This window comes from Mucilaginibacter endophyticus, from assembly GCF_003351025.1.
GTDB lineage: Bacteria > Bacteroidota > Bacteroidia > Sphingobacteriales > Sphingobacteriaceae > Mucilaginibacter > Mucilaginibacter endophyticus.
Window position 1 is genome coordinate 38,632 of sequence record NZ_QPCG01000008.1, and the last position, 16,172, is coordinate 54,803.

Genomic DNA, 16,172 nt, shown 5'->3' on the forward strand with positions numbered 1-16,172 from the left:
CAACAACATGAATTTACCATGAGCTTTAAGATCATTTAACATTTGAAATTTGCACATCTGCATATTTGTTGCGACCTTTGCCTCGTTAGAACTTTTAGTTATAGGCTATAACAAATACTCACAATGAACTACACTATCAATCATCTTCCCGAACGTACAGCTAAACCACGTGATAAAGGCATTACCATGGTTATGGACAAGGGGCTTAGTTTACGCCAGGTTGAAGATTTTATTGAAGTTGGTGGCGCCTACACTGATATTGTAAAACTGGGATGGGCTACATCATATGTTACCCCTAACCTTGAACAAAAGCTGAAACTTTACCGCGAGGCCGGTATCCCGGTTTATTTTGGCGGAACTTTGTTTGAAGCTTTTATTGTGCGTAACCAGTTTGATGATTACCGCCGTTTATTAGATAAATACCAGTTGGAACATTGCGAAGTATCTGACGGATCGATCACCATTGAGCATGATGTAAAATGTAAATACATCAGCGAGCTGGCCAAACAGGTTACTGTAATATCTGAAGTAGGCTCAAAAGATGTTCAAAAGATCTTTGCGCCATATAAATGGATTAAACTGATGAGCGCCGAAATTGAGGCCGGTTCATGGAAGGTTATTGCCGAAGCCCGCGAAAGCGGTAATGTGGGGATCTACCGTGATTCGGGCGAAGTACGCCAGGGTTTGGTTGATGAGATCCTGACCCAGATTCCCGAAGAAACCATTATTTGGGAAGCCCCTCAAAAAGCACAGCAGGTTTGGTTCATTAAACTGATTGGCGCTAACGTGAGCCTGGGTAATATCGCCCCTACGGATATCATTCCGTTAGAAACCTTAAGGCTGGGTATCCGCAGCGATACTTTCGACCATTTTTTAGAGATGTAATTGTTGACTGATCTTAATATAACAATTAACCACAGCCTCCGGAGTAATCCGGAGGCTTTTTGTTTTTAGCTGAGCGTTATCGCCACCACGTCATTGCTCAGTACCTACCCGTGACATAATTAAAAAATGGGTAATGCTGAGCCTGTCGAAGCATAGCGGGGTAGGCCTTTGCGCACGTCCTTCGACAGGCTCAGGATGACAACCCCTCAACTTTCACTGGCGCAAGCATGTAGGGCAGGGAATAAGGGTAAGGGCTGCTTGTGCCCCTTTCGCCTTAGCCCAAGCCTGTCCTACTTTCTTATGCTTTTTAACCCCCCAAATCACTGTCACCGAACATGGTTAAAAACGCTCCGTTTTCTCCAACAAAAACACCCTCAATTCTTAGTTATTAACACCGTAAATAACTGAAAAACAGCCCCAGCAAATTAACCAAAGTTCATACACCTTATTTATCTCCACGCTGTGGAAAACTCCGGCTATTATGTTATTCAGCATACTAATAGATTTGAGTTAAAACCCCTGAACCTTTTTTAGTGTTGCACCTACTCAGTTAATTTTATCATAATTCAGGAAAAGCTATGGCTAAAAACATTACCAGGAACACGCCCCCGGCAAGCGGAGTAAAGGGACTCAAAGCAGAACGCTATTTCAGCAAAGAAGGCATTAACGTTTATGATCTGTTTAAGTATGAAAAACGATCGTCGGTTATCCGCAATCCTTCCGGCGACGCGGTGTTTGAAATGAACGATGTTGAGGTGCCGGCAAGCTGGTCGCAGGTGGCTACTGATATACTGGCTCAAAAATATTTCCGTAAGGCTGGGGTGCCACAACCTGACGGTACAACGGGATCCGAAAAAAGCATTAAACAGGTTGCTCACCGCATGGCCAACTGCTGGAAAGACTGGGGCATGCGTTACGGCTATTTTGCCACACCTAAAGACGCTGAAATATTTTATGATGAAATAGTTTATACCATTGTTGGGCAATTGGCTGCGCCAAACTCACCGCAATGGTTCAATACCGGCTTACATACCTCATACGGCATCACAGGCAAGCCCCAGGGGCATTATTTTGTTGATCCGGTTACAGAGCAACTTAGCAAATCAACCTCGGCTTATGAGCGCCCGCAGCCGCATGCCTGCTTCATTCTTTCTGTTGATGACGACCTCGTGAACGAAGGCGGCATTATGGACCTTTGGGTTCGTGAAGCGCGTATTTTTAAATACGGTTCGGGCGTAGGTACCAACTTTTCCAAAATACGTGGCGATAACGAAAAACTATCCGGTGGAGGTTATTCATCCGGACTGATGTCATTCCTGAAAATTGGCGACAGGGCAGCAGGCGCCATCAAATCAGGTGGTACAACCCGCCGCGCGGCGAAAATGGTTTGCCTCGATCTTGATCACCCCGAAATTGAAAGCTTCGTGAACTGGAAAGTGGAAGAAGAAAAGAAAGTAGCCGCGCTGATAGCGGCTGGCTATTCTTCCGACTATGAGGGCGAAGCCTACCGCACGGTATCCGGTCAAAATTCCAATAACTCGGTACGGATCCCTAACAGTTTTTTTAATGCGCTTAAAACCGGTTCAAGCTGGAACTTAACCAGCAGGATGAGTGGCAAAACCGTTAAATCTATATCCGCTCAAAAGTTATGGGACGATATTTCATTTGCGGCCTGGGCCTGTGCCGATCCGGGAGTGCAGTTTGACAGCACCATCAACGAGTGGCATACTTGTCCCGAAGGTGGCCGGATCAACGCTTCCAATCCGTGTTCGGAATACATGTTTTTGGATAATACGGCCTGTAACCTGGCATCCATAAACCTTGCCCATTTCTTTGATGCGCAAACCCGTGTGTTTGATGTAAAAGGTTTTGAACATGCCTGTCGCATGTGGACAATCGTACTGGAAATTTCTGTATTGATGGCGCAGTTTCCATCTAAAGAGGTAGCGCAACTATCCTATGATTACCGTACGCTTGGTTTGGGTTATGCCAATCTTGGTTCGGCACTGATGGTTAGCGGCATTGCTTATGATAGTGACGAAGCCCGAGCTATTGGTGGGGCAATTACCGCCATCATGACCGGTACAGCCTATGCTACCTCGGCCGAGATGGCCCGTGAGTTGGGTACTTTCAGTCGATATAACGATAACAAGGCCCATATGATGCGTGTGATGCGGAACCATCGTTACGCTGCTTATAACTCAACCGAGAACTACGAAAATCTGGAAATCGCTCCTCCGGGTATCAACCAAAAGATCTGCCCTGATTACCTGCTTTCGGCTGCTTGCAATGCCTGGGATAAAGCAGTTGAAATGGGCGAAAAACATGGTTACCGCAACGCACAGACTACCGTTATAGCCCCAACCGGAACTATCGGTTTAGTGATGGATTGCGATACCACAGGTATTGAGCCTGATTTTGCATTAGTTAAATTTAAGAAGCTATCCGGCGGAGGTTATTTCAAGATTATTAACCAGGCCGTACCCGAAGCCCTGCGTAATTTAGGTTACCAGGAGCATGAGGTTACAACTATCGTAAATTACGCTAAGGGTGCTGCAACTTTAAAAGGCGCGCCGCACGTCAACATAGATGCCCTTAAAGCCAAAGGTTTTACCGACAATGAACTGGAAAAACTGGATAAGGCAATGGTATCGGCATTTGAAATTGGTTTCGCATTCAACATCTGGACACTGGGTGAGGAATGCCTGAAGCGCCTTGGCATCGCTGCCGAGCAATACAACGCCGCTGATTTTAATTTATTAAAAGCCATCGGCTTCAATAAAAAACAGATTGCCGAGGCCAATGAGTATATCTGCGGTACCATGACCATTGAGGGCGCTCCATACCTGAAGCTGCAGCATTACCCGATTTTTGATTGCGCCAATAAATGCGGCACCAAGGGTGAGCGTTATATTCACGCTCATGGTCATATTAAAATGATGGCAGCAGCTCAGCCTTTCCTTTCAGGAGCTATCTCCAAAACCATCAACCTGCCAAACGAGGCCAAGGTTGAAGAGATCAAAGATTGCTACGAGCTTTCATGGCAGTTGGGCCTAAAAGCCAACGCGCTTTACCGCGATGGCTGTAAACTGTCGCAACCGCTCTCAACAAAATCGGATGTTAAGGAGGAGGCTGATGACAAACTGGATTCCGTTGAGGAAGTATTAGGCGAGGCGGCCAACGTAAAACTTGCCGACCTAACCCCTGAACAGGTTATTGAAGCGGCCATGGCCATCATGGAAAAATCAAAGGATACGGCTTTCATGCGTCAGCTATCGCGCGTGGTTGAGAAAAAGAACCTGCCTTATAAACGTCGTGGCTTTACGCAAAAAGCAAACATAGGCGGGCAGAATGTATTTGTACGCACCGGCGAATACGAGGATGGTACCCTGGGCGAGATTTTTGTGGATATGCACAAAGAGGGTGCTACCTTCCGCTCGCTCATGAACTGCTTTGCTATTGCTGTTTCGGTTGGCTTACAGTATGGCGTGCCGCTTGAAGAGTACGTGGAGAAGTTTACCTTTACCCGTTTTGAGCCTGCGGGTATGGTTATCGGTCACGCGAACATTAAAAGCGCAACCTCTATTATCGACTACATTTTCCGGATGCTGGGCTATGAATACCAGAACCGCACCGATCTGGTACACGTGATAACTGAAGGGACAATACTTGGCAATCCGCAAATGGACGATGACGCTTTTAATACCGATGAAAGTAATGTATATCAGCCGACTACCAATAATCAGGTATCTTTGGATAATTCTGTCAATCCTCAAAGAAAAGGCTTATCTTTCGACGTTAGTATGGGCGTACAAAGCGATGCGCCAAGCTGCAACGTTTGCGGACATACCACAGTACGTTCGGGAACCTGCTACAAGTGCTTAAACTGCGGCAACTCTATGGGCTGCTCTTAATAAACAAGGATTTTTTCAATCAGTTATAAATAGTTAATTATGTTTAGCCCCGCCCGCCCAGGCGGGGTTTTTTGTTTGCTAAGACAATGGATTTGTAGCAATAAGCTGTCCGTAGATGCGCTGTCAGTAGACTCTGTCTACGGACGACTATGCCTGTAGTTTGCAACTACAGGAGCTTACAAGCGCCAAGCAACGATTCTTGTATTCAATTGTCATCACAAATCAAAAAACTCGTCCTTTGAAGATTCGAGGAACTAATTATTTTTAACTTAGCTTTCATGAACACTATCCTACACATTTTAAATGGCGATGCCGCGTTAGATGGCTTTGATCAAACCGGGCTCGATGGCGATGTTATGGTTTGGCGCGAGGTGTTTTCTGAAGGCCCGCTGCAGGAAGATATTTTGTCGGCGAGTTTCTGGAATGCCCGCCGCGACTGGATCAACAAAACCTTTGATGACCCCGAGGATGATTATCAACATAAAGTGTTGGATGAGCTTGGTAAGCTAAGCAGTCAGTATAAAGAGATCAATTTATGGTTTGAATTTGACTTGCACTGCCAGGTAAACCTTTTGGGCGTGTTGGAAATGCTATCGCTCAAAACCGATATGTCCGCCCCGGCTATTTACCTCATCTGTTTGGCAGATTGTGTTCAGTTTGAAAATAAGAAAGGACTCGGTGAACTTACCGGTGAGCAGTTTGAAGAACTGTACGATGCCCGCGAACGCCTGAACGAATGGGAGCTTGGCCTTGCCTTTGATGCCTGGAGGTTATACGTTAATGATGATCTGGTGGGATTAGAAAAATGGCTTAATGAAAATACTTTTTGGGGTGCCGTTCCGCTGCTTAAACCCGCGTTAAAAGCCCACCTGAAGCGTATGCAAACCAACGCGGATGGCTTGACTTATATCGAACAAAGACTCCTGGATATTTACAATAGGGGTGCTAAAACCAAAATCGAAATTTACCACGCCTTTTGGAAAGCTGAAAGCATATTTGGTATGGGCGATTCGGAGATTGATATATACCTGAATAAATTGAAAGAAAAGGGTTTGATAAAGATTTAGATGGCTTCCCAATTCCCTCCCTTGGGAGGGGCGCGGCTGATTGTGTAATGGCAGGGAGGGGTTTATACGTCATTTAGTGGATAAGCCTGTCGATGAAACCCCTCCCTACACCCTCCCAGGGGAGGGAATCGCACAAGTCTCGCTCTACAATGATAAAGAACTTTGCTCTACGGCACCGTAACCGCTATCGTAGGCGACCGTTCGCTCTCGTTCTTCATCCTATCCAGGGCCGTGACCACATAAAAATAGGTTTTACCCTTAATAACGGTGTTATCATCATACCCCAGAGCAGGGTCATATTTGATCTTCAGGATGTTTTTAGGATTGTCTATATCTATCTTTTCGCCATCGTTAAAACGGTAGATCACGTAACCGTAAACAGGCTCCTCATCTTTAGCTAAGGTTGGCGTAAGCCACCTTACAGCCACACTTTTACCTACGGCTTTCGCGGTAACCTGTTGTGGGGCGTTAGGCGGTATCGAATCGCGCCAAAGCATTACCGGTGGCAGGGCCGGGTATTGGTAATAATTATCACGTAACGAATCGGTAAAACCAAGCGGGTTACTGGTAAGCGAATTAGAGCTGAAATAAACACTGCCTTGTACCCTCGGGTTATCACGGATCAGCCCTATTTGCTGTGGCAGTTGTGATGGATTTCTGAAAGCCTGTACCTTGCGTTCGTTAATACGGTAAGCGGCCTGGCCTACATAAAGATGCCTGCCGTAAGTGTTATCGCTCCACCAGCTTAACAGTTTCTGAAAATCGGCAGCGCGGTTACCTATCTGCCAGTAAAGCTGCGGATTGATATAATCTATCCAGCCCTCTTTAACCCATTTGCGGGTATCGGCATAGTTTTCATAATAAGATGAGCCGCCGTTGGTTTCCGAACCCTCTTCGTTTTGTGCCTTATTAGCCCAGATCCCAAACGGACTAATGCCGAATTTGATGTTAGGATCATGCGCGTGCACGCTATCGGCAATCATATGTATCAGCAAATCCACGTTGTGACGGCGCCAGTCTTTAATATTATCATAGCCTTCGCCATATTGTTTAAACGTTGCGTCGTCGTTTATTTTTTGCCCGGCAATAGGATATGGATAAAAATAATCGTCCATGTGCACGCCGTCTATATCGTAGTTATCCACCACATCCAGTATCACCTGTACAATATAGTCGCGTACCTCAGGCAGGCCGGGATTAAAGGTTTTTATTCCCCCATAAGTAAAAAACCACTCGGGTTTTATTTTAGTAATATGCTGCGGACTAAGCGCCGCAAAATTGCCATCAAAGGTTGCCCTGTATGGGTTAAACCAGGCATGCAGCTCCATACCGCGTTTATGCGCCTCGGTAATGGCAAACTCCAGCGGATCGTAATTTGGGCTTGGCGCCTGGCCTTGTTTGCCTGTTAAATACTTTGACCATGGCTCGCGGCTTTTGGCGTAAAAGGCATCAGCAGCGGGCCTTACCTGTAACATCACCGCGTTTATTCCAGTTTCCTGGTGCGAGTTTAATATGTCAATGAGTTCCTGTTTCTGCTTTTCCGATGGCGATTTGGAATTGGTTGGCCAGTCGATATTAACAACGGTAGCTATCCATACCCCCCTGAATTCGCGTTTGGGTTGCATTTTTACGTCAACAGGGGCCGGTACAAGTTCTGCCGGCTGCGCGTTAACTTTTAAACAGGTAAACAGGGGTATAATAAGGAGTATGAACCGTTGGTATATATGCATCAAATAATATTAAGTTAGAAAGCTGCAAAGATATAAACTCATAACGTAGCAGGTTTATTATGAAGTATAAAAATTGAAGCCTTATTGTGTTTTAAACATTTTGTATTTATTTTAGCCCCACGCCTAACACAATTGATGTAATAATTTTTTTTAAATCATATTTTTATTGTTTTAACGTTCATTATGTTAACCATTAGAAATAAACAGCCTGTATATACTTGCAGGATAGCGCTTTACATCAATTAACAGTTGATATTTCGCCAAAAACAAACACAATAGCTAAGCTTTTGTTATACCACTTGCTTAACTATGCTAAAACTTAACATTTAATTGCTATGGAAAACCAATCTGGGCAACAACAACCTAAGAAAAACTCAAACGTCATTTATTTTCTTATTGTAGTAGTACTTGCTTTATTGGGTACCGATGTGTACCTGTACCTGCAAAAAAACAACTCCGATAAAAAAATAGTTTATCAGCATGATGAGCAAACAAGGCTGCAAACTGAGCTTGACAGTCTTGAATCGCAGGTTGAACAGGTCACCGCAGGCAAAGCCAAAATGACCGCCGCATTAACGGCAAAAAACGACTCATTAAAGTCGACCATTAAAGTTCTGAGGGCCAAACTGGCTAAAGGTAAGCTTACCGCACAGGAACTTGCCAAGGTACAGGAAGATGTTAAACAACTCCGCTATTTTGTAACCAAGTACACGGCGGATATCGAAGAACTTAAAAAACAAAACACCTCACTGACCAACGAAAGGGACACCTTGAAAACCAACCTGGCAACGGTTGCCAAAAAGGTAGATACCCTATCTAAACAAAATGAAGACCTTGGCGCTAAAGTGAAAGTTGCCCAGGCGCTTAAGCTGGCCACATCAGATGTGGTTGCCTATAAGATACGGGGTAGCGGTAAAGAGGTAGATGTTACCCGTGCAAACCCGGCTAAAAAATTGAAAATCAATTTCACCGTTGCAAGCAATACACTGGCTACAAAAGCAATGCACGATATTTATGTGCGTGTGATTGACCCAACCGGTAACCTGATCACCGCACCAGATTCAGGTACTTTTAGCGCCGACGGCCAGGACCTGCAATACACTTACAAAACATCAATCGACTTTAAGGATGATGGTTCACAGTACACCATCGACTGGATTAACCCAACCCTTCCATTCCAGAAAGGCACTTACACCATTATGCTTTATGCTGATGGCGGTACCATGGGTAAAACAGGCATAACACTTAAGTAAATACGGATTTTTCCGAATGATATAAAAGCCGGGTTTGTTGCAGCAAACCCGGCTTTCTGCATTTAATAACTTGTTCCGGAATAATAAAAAGTTGCCATTTGTTGTTCAAACACATATTTGTAACTTTTCTGCCACTAAATCAAATCGCTGTTATTAAGTGTTTACTTTTGATCAGATCATAAAATAACATTCTATGAAAACTACTTATTATGGCCAGTGCGCCCTTGAGATTGTAACCGGTGGAAAGAAATTACTTTTCGATCCGTTCATAAGCCCGAACCCACTGGCAAAAGATATCGATATTCACAGCATTAAACCTGATTACATCCTGGTATCGCACGGACATGGCGACCACGTGGCCGACCTTTTGGAGATTGCAAAAAGCAGCGGCGCAAAGGTAATTTGCATTGCCGAAATTGCCGGCTGGCTTGGCACTAAAGGCATTGAAAATGTACACGGAATGAATATTGGCGGCGGCTTTAACTTTGATTTCGGCCGTGTTAAAATGGTGAATGCCGTACATTCAAGTACTTTGCCTGATGGTTCACCAGGTGGTAACCCTGCTGGCTTTTTAATTTATGCTGAAGGTAAAGTAATCTATTTTGCAGGAGATACAGCGCTTACCTATGATATGAAGCTGCTGGCCGATGAAAACCTCGACTGGGCATTTTTGCCGATAGGCGATAATTATACCATGGGTGCCGATGATGCTATTAAAGCAGCGGCGTTCATTAATTGCAAAAACATTATAGGTGTTCACTATGATTCGTTCCCGGTTATCAAAATTGATAAAGATGAGGTAGCTGAGAAATTTATCAAAGCCGGTTTGAATTTGAAGTTACCGGCTATTGGTGAAACTATTGAGTTGTAGTTTTTAAATGTCAATTGCGAGTTGGGAAAATCGAGATCTTTGGAGGTGATATGACATTAGGTGTGGAGGGCTTGTCATCCTGAGCCTGTCGAAGGACGCGCGCAGAGGCCCATCCCGCTATGCTTCGACAGGCTCAGCATGACCTCGTTTTTTATTATGTGATGGGTAGGAACGAAACAACCGCACGGGAGCATAGCCGCCCTGTACAGCATGCGATTGCCGCGCTTCGCTTGCAATGACATAATTCTTAAAACGAAAACAGCCCTGGCTAAAGCCGGGGCTGTTTTCGTTTGATACCGGGCCAGAACTTAAAACTTCCGGCTTATGACTAAAGACTTATTTCCTCTTCATTTTCATGGTGTCTTTTTTCATGATGGTATCTTTTTTCATTTTTTTAGGCTTCGATTTCTTCTTGGTAGTATCAGTTTGCATAACGCCTTTTGATGGGCGAACTAATGTGCCATGAGCGAAAACGCTGCTGAAAGTGATTGCTGCTAAAGCAATCATACATAGTGCCTTTTTCATAGTTGTTTATGTTTTAAATGGTTCGTACCTATCTATAACAAATTAACTATGAATTGTTTTCTCTTGTTTTTTAATTAAATAACTGTGCCACTTGGTATTATAGCACGTTTCTTAACCACAACAATGCCGTCTTGTACCGTATGTGTACCATAATCGCCGTCTCCAAGCTTTTCGCCACAGTTAATGGTTACGTTATCGCCTATATAGGTGTTTTTGTCAATGATCGCGTTTTTAATGTGGCAATTATCTCCGATGCCCATAATTGGCGAAGCACTTTCTTTCGATTCGGCAATTTGCTCCAGTGTTTGATAATTGTCGCTACCCATCACATAGCAGTTTTCAATAATGGTATTAACACCAATACGTGTACGGATACCAATTATCGAATGCGTGATCTGCTTGGCGCTGATGATACAACCGTCGGCCACGATAGATTTTTCCATCAGTGTGCCCGATATTTTTGACGGCGGCAGCATACGCGCGCGGGTGTAAATAGGGTTTTTATCAAACAGGTTAAACTTGGGGATATTATCGGTTAAGCCCAGGTTGGCTTCAAAAAATGAAGGGATAGTACCGATATCTGTCCAGTAACCTTCATATTGGTAGCTGGCTACGCGGTGGCCTTCAATTGATTGCGGGATGATCTCTTTACCAAAATCGGTACGTTCGTTGCCTTCAAGTAAATCGTACAACAATTTGCGGTTAAAGATGTAGATCCCCATAGATGCCAGGTATACACGGCCTTCGGCCTGCATTTCCGGACTAACTTCTGATGCCCAGCTCTCGAAATTGCTTTTTGGCTTTTCGATAAACGAGGTGATCATGTTGTTCTCATCTGTTTTCAGGATACCAAAGCCCGGAACATCAGCTGCATCAACCGGAATGGTGGCAATTGAAATTTCGGCGTTGGTTTCGATATGATGATTGATCATATCTTCAAAATCCATCTGGTACAGCTGATCGCCCGAAAGAATCAGAACGTACTCAAACTCATGTACCGCCAAATGGTGTAAGCTTTGCCTAACCGCATCTGCCGTACCCTGGAACCAGGCCACGCTTGATGGCGTTTGCTCCGCCGCAAGGATATCAACAAACGCATCACTAAAGCTACTGAAGTGATAAGTGTTTTTGATATGCTTGTTTAACGATGCTGAGTTAAACTGCGTTAACACATAAATACGCGTAATGCCCGAGTGCAGACAGTTTGAAATGGGAATATCCACCAAACGATATTTACCCGCAATTGGTACTGCCGGTTTCGACCGCGTTGCGGTTAGCGGTGATAAGCGGCTGCCCTGGCCGCCACCGAGCACAATGGAAATTACTTTGGATGTCATATAGTGAGTTTTAAGCTTTCGTATAGTTCTGTGTATTGTTGTGTTGAGCGTGTCCACGAAAAATCAAGCGCCATCATTTGTTTACGGAGCAGCTGCATTTTCGCGGTATCCTGGTAAAGCTGTTTAGCCCTGAATACCGAGTGGCATATATCCTGTACGCTGGCCTGTACAAAGCGGATGCCATACCCGCCTTCGTCACCAAAGTCAATAACAGAATCATTGAGACCACCTGTACTGCGCACAATAGGCATAGTGCCATAACGCAATGCATATAGCTGGTTAAGGCCACATGGTTCCACGCGTGATGGCATCAGCAGGAAATCGGCCCCGGCATAAATCAGGTGTGCCAGCGACTCATCATAGCCAATAAATACATTACAATGTTCCGGGTATTTATTTTTGAGTTGAAGTAGCGCCAGTTCGTTTTCCTTATCACCCGCACCTAATATTACAAAGTTTACCTCGCCTTCGTTTTCGAGCAGGCTGCGCTCAATGGCGGCAGGCAGCAGGTCTGCCCCTTTTTCAACAACCAGGCGACCAATGAACGTGAATAACGGTTTATCCGGGTCAAGTTCAAAGCGCTTGCAAATGGCCTCTTTATTAGCCCTTTTACCTTTAGCCAATGTTTTAGCCGAAAATTTAGTTGGGATCATCGGGTCAGTTTGAGGGTTCCAAACCTCAGTGTCGATGCCGTTCATGATACCGGATCCCTTTGCCCGTTCAATGTAAAACAGATATTCTAACCCGTTTGAGTTATAAGTAAGTTCCTGCAGGTAAGTTGGCGATACCGTAGTATAGCGCCAGCTGCATTTAACAGCGGCAGCAAGCGGATTAATACCACCCGCCCAGTCAAGCAGGCCGGTTTTGGTAAGGTCAATTTCGGGGAGCAACGAAAGTCTGTCCCATCCGAAAGCACCATGATACTGGCCGTTGTGTATGGTAAATACTGTTGGCGTATGAGCCAATCGTGTATAAAGTTTTGAATGATAAAGCAGGAAAGGTATCAGCCCGGTATGATGATCATGGCAGTGAATGAGATCTGGTGTTTGCTGCGAATAGCTGATCCAATCTAAAAACGCCAATTGAAAGGCAATGAACTGTTCGCGTTCATCGGGATAGCTGTATACATTTTCTCTATCAAGTAAACCTGGGATCTTCACTAAATAAAGTTCAAAACCAAGCTTATTTGTTTTTTCTTTCAGGATCTCGAAGAAAAGACGGCGGTTGCCAAGTAAGGTTGCCGCGGCAAAAACAATTTCAAAATCATTTTCCTGGGTAAACTTACGGTCGTAAAAAGGCAAAACAACAGCAGCCTGCAAACCTGCAAGGTTCTGGTACTTAGGCAATGCGCCAACAACATCTGCCAACCCGCCAACTTTGGCAACGGGATAGCATTCAGCACTCAAATGGTATATTTTCATTCAGGTTTTATTGGCTCAATTTAAGCAAAGATTACCAAAAGAGAAACCTATGAGAATTAATATAGTTTTGAAAAAATTAGATAAAAAGCGCTGAAATATTATTATCGTTAAGATGTTATAGTTGTAAAAATGATAGGTAAAAGGGAGGATTAGAAACAGATGGGATATATGAATTAGGCGCCTTAGCTATCGGTTTAACTGCAATATGGCTTAATATGTCATTGCGAGCGTAGCGCGGCAATCGCACGGAGGCAGAACCGCTCTGTATAGCATGCGATTGCTTCGTCGTTCCTCCTCGCAATGACATTTTAGAAATCTACCTTTATGGGCAGGTCGATTAATGCGCCTCCAGCCAGTTTAAACCTGTTCCAATTTCAACCATGATAGGCACCTCGGTTTTGATGGCGTTTTTCATGTTGTGCATAATAATTGGTTTTACAATTTCCACTTCATGATGCGGCACGTCAAACACCAACTCGTCATGTACCTGCATGGTCATGCGGGTATCCAGTTTTTGTGCCTTTAGTTCACGGTGGATATTGATCATGGCTATCTTGATCATATCGGCGGCCGAGCCCTGTATAGGGGCATTGATGGCATTTCGTTCCGCAAAACCACGAACGGTTGCATTTGCCGAATTAATGTCGCGCAGGTAACGGCGACGTCCCATCAGTGTACATACATAACCGTTTTCACGGGCAAAGTTCATGGTATCGCTCATGTATTGTTTAATACCGGCAAACTGCACAAAGTATTGCTCGATGATTTCGGCGGCTTCCTTACGCGGAATACCCAGACTTTGTGATAAACCAAATGCCGACTGTCCGTAAATAATACCGAAGTTAACCGCTTTTGCATTACGGCGCTGATCGCTGGTTACCTCATCAAGCCCAATACCATAAACATTGGCAGCGGTTGCTGTATGAATATCATGGTTATTGATAAAGGCCTGCATCATATTCGGGTCCTTACTGATCTCGGCTATAATACGAAGCTCGATCTGCGAATAATCGGCAGATACAATGGTATGGTTACTATCCCTTGGGATAAAAGCTTTCCTTACCTCACGACCACGCTCGGTGCGGATTGGGATATTTTGCAGGTTGGGGTTAACACTGCTTAAACGACCAGTGGCGGCAACAGCCTGGTTATATGACGTGTGCACCCTGCCGGTTTTCGGGTTAACCATTTGCGGCAACGCATCTACATATGTTGATTTTAATTTTTGAAGCTGACGGAAATCAAGGATATCACGCACGATATCACTTTTGGCAGCTAAAGAAAGTAGTACATCCTCGCCGGTTTGGTACTGACCAGTTTTGGTTTTTTTGGCTTTAGGGTCAAGCAACAGTTTTTCAAACAGCACCTCGCCCAATTGCTTTGGCGACGCTATATTGAATTTTACGCCTGCTTTTTCATAAACCGTTTTTTCGTACTGGGCTATGTCCGTTTCTAACTGCTTACTGAAATCGCGCAGGGTATCATGGTCTATTTTTACACCCTCGTACTCCATATCGGCAAGTACATAGATCAGCGGGTGCTCTATCTCATTCACCAGTTTTTCACCTTCAACCTCTTTTAATTTCGGCTCGAAAACATTTTTGAGTTGTAAGGTAATGTCAGCATCTTCGGCGGCGTATTCTTTGATTTTTTCAAACTCCACATCGCGCATATTGCCCTGGTTTTTGCCTTTGGCGCCAATAAGCTCGGTGATCGACACAGGTTTATAGCCCAGGTAGTTTTCTGACAGGATATCCATGTTATGGCGCGTATCCGGATCAATGATATAGTGGGCCAGCATGGTGTCAAATAAGGTGCCTTTTACCTCAATGTTGTACCATTTCAGCATCAGGATATCAAACTTAATGTTTTGCCCTATTTTGCCTATGTTTTCGTTTTCAAGTATTTCTTTAAATTCGGTAGCAATGCTTTGCGCAGCAACCTGATCGGCAGGAACGGGCACGTACCATCCTTCGCCGGGTTTAACGGAGAAGGACAGACCTACCAACTCACAATGATTAGGATCGGTGCCGGTAGTTTCAGTATCGAAACAAAAAGTTTGCTGTTGGGCTAATATTTTAATGAGGTCTGCACGTTTTTCGGCGGTATCGGCCAAATGATATTCGTGTGGGGTATTGTTGATGTTTTTGGCAGCGATGGTAAGGTCCTCATGGATGTCTTCCACATCAACAGTCATGGTAGTGCGCCCGGTTGCTACCGGAGCCCCAAACAGATCGGTTTGTGTGCCGGCCGATTTTAACTCCGTAATACTGAAATCATCACCAAATACCCGGCGACCAAGCGTGCGGAATTCTAATTCAGCAAATAATGGCTCTAACAATTCTTTACTTGGTGCACATACTTCCAAACCTTCTTCATCCAGTTCAACCGGCACGTTTAATAATATGGTAGCCAGTTTTTTAGACATCAGCCCCTGATCTTTAAACTGTTCTACGTTTTCGCGCTGTTTGCCTTTGAGCTCGTGACTGTTGGCAAAGATGTTTTCCATCGAGCCATATTGCTTGATGAGCGCTTTGGCCGTTTTTTCGCCGATGCCCGGAATACCTGGAATGCCGTCTACCGCGTCACCCCAGAGGCCCAAAATATCTATTACCTGATCAACTCGCTCAATTTCCCATTTGGCTAATATTTCTTTAACGCCCTGTATTTCCATCTCGTTACCCATGCGGGCAGGTTTATAAATGAAAATATTATCTGACACCAGCTGGCCAAAATCTTTATCGGGCGTCATACAATAAACGGTGTAGCCCTTTTGCTCGGCTTTTTTGGCAAGGGTGCCTATAATATCGTCAGCCTCATATCCATCAGATGTAATAACCGGGACGTTAAAGCCCAGTATGATTTTTATAACATAAGGTAAAGCCTTTGCCAAATCTTCGGGCATGGCTTCGCGGTGGGCTTTGTAGCCTTCAAAATCGGTATGCCGTTCGGTTGGTGCTTCGGTATCAAAAACCACGGCCATATGGGTGGGGGCTTCTTTTTTCAAAACATCCAGTAGGGTGTTGGTAAACCCCATCATTGCCGAAGTGTTTAACCCGTTTGATGTAAACCGGGGTGTTTTACTCAAAGCAAAATGAGCCCGGTAAATGAGGGCCATGCCATCCAAAAGAAATAGTTTTTTCATAATTATTTTAACACGAATTATACC

The 16,172-nt window shown here is 44.5% G+C and carries 10 protein-coding genes; 5 read left to right on the forward strand and 5 right to left on the reverse strand.

Annotated elements, in window-relative coordinates:
- Positions 1 to 123 precede the first annotated feature (123 nt).
- From DUL71_RS26410 to DUL71_RS26420, 3 genes are all read left to right on the forward strand, one after another.
- Positions 124 to 885: a phosphosulfolactate synthase gene (locus tag DUL71_RS26410; RefSeq protein ID WP_112574563.1), complete on the forward strand. Its 762-nt coding sequence runs from the start codon at positions 124 to 126 to the stop codon at positions 883 to 885.
- A gap of 578 nt (positions 886 to 1,463) precedes the next feature.
- Positions 1,464 to 4,799, forward strand: a complete 3,336-nt coding sequence (locus DUL71_RS26415; RefSeq protein ID WP_114940864.1) for a vitamin B12-dependent ribonucleotide reductase — start codon at positions 1,464 to 1,466, stop codon at positions 4,797 to 4,799.
- A 278-nt stretch (positions 4,800 to 5,077) separates the two neighbouring features.
- A complete protein-coding gene (locus DUL71_RS26420) occupies positions 5,078 to 5,866 on the forward strand; it encodes a DUF1835 domain-containing protein (RefSeq protein ID WP_114940865.1) in 789 nt (262 codons plus the stop codon).
- A 167-nt stretch (positions 5,867 to 6,033) separates the two neighbouring features.
- Here DUL71_RS26420 and DUL71_RS26425 read toward each other — a convergent pair whose 3' ends face one another.
- Complete coding sequence (locus DUL71_RS26425; protein ID WP_114940866.1) at positions 6,034 to 7,596, reverse strand: glycoside hydrolase family 10-like protein; 1,563 nt, start codon at positions 7,594 to 7,596, stop codon at positions 6,034 to 6,036.
- Between the two features lie 335 nt (positions 7,597 to 7,931).
- Between DUL71_RS26425 and DUL71_RS26430 the strand changes: the two genes are divergently transcribed.
- Positions 7,932 to 8,849 (forward strand): hypothetical protein, encoded by a 918-nt coding sequence (locus DUL71_RS26430; protein WP_112571516.1) that lies wholly within the window; start codon positions 7,932 to 7,934, stop codon positions 8,847 to 8,849.
- Between the two features lie 193 nt (positions 8,850 to 9,042).
- Positions 9,043 to 9,720, forward strand: a complete 678-nt coding sequence (locus DUL71_RS26435) for a metal-dependent hydrolase (protein ID WP_114940867.1) — start codon at positions 9,043 to 9,045, stop codon at positions 9,718 to 9,720.
- Between the two features lie 336 nt (positions 9,721 to 10,056).
- Here the strand turns inward: DUL71_RS26435 and DUL71_RS26440 are convergent, their stop codons facing one another.
- From DUL71_RS26440 to polA, 4 genes are all read right to left on the reverse strand, one after another.
- Positions 10,057 to 10,245 carry a hypothetical protein gene (locus DUL71_RS26440; RefSeq protein WP_114940868.1) on the reverse strand — a complete coding sequence of 63 codons (189 nt, stop codon included), beginning with the start codon at positions 10,243 to 10,245 and terminating at the stop codon, positions 10,057 to 10,059.
- Between the two features lie 74 nt (positions 10,246 to 10,319).
- Positions 10,320 to 11,582, reverse strand: a complete 1,263-nt coding sequence (locus DUL71_RS26445) for a glucose-1-phosphate adenylyltransferase (RefSeq protein ID WP_114940869.1) — start codon at positions 11,580 to 11,582, stop codon at positions 10,320 to 10,322.
- Positions 11,579 to 13,003: a glycogen synthase gene (locus tag DUL71_RS26450; RefSeq protein ID WP_114940870.1), complete on the reverse strand. Its 1,425-nt coding sequence runs from the start codon at positions 13,001 to 13,003 to the stop codon at positions 11,579 to 11,581. Before DUL71_RS26450 ends, DUL71_RS26445 begins: the two co-directional genes overlap by 4 nt.
- 337 nt (positions 13,004 to 13,340) lie before the next feature.
- The gene (gene polA / locus DUL71_RS26455; RefSeq protein WP_114940989.1) at positions 13,341 to 16,148 is read right to left on the reverse strand and encodes a DNA polymerase I; all 2,808 of its coding nucleotides are present in this window, start codon (positions 16,146 to 16,148) and stop codon (positions 13,341 to 13,343) included.
- Positions 16,149 to 16,172 lie beyond the last annotated feature (24 nt).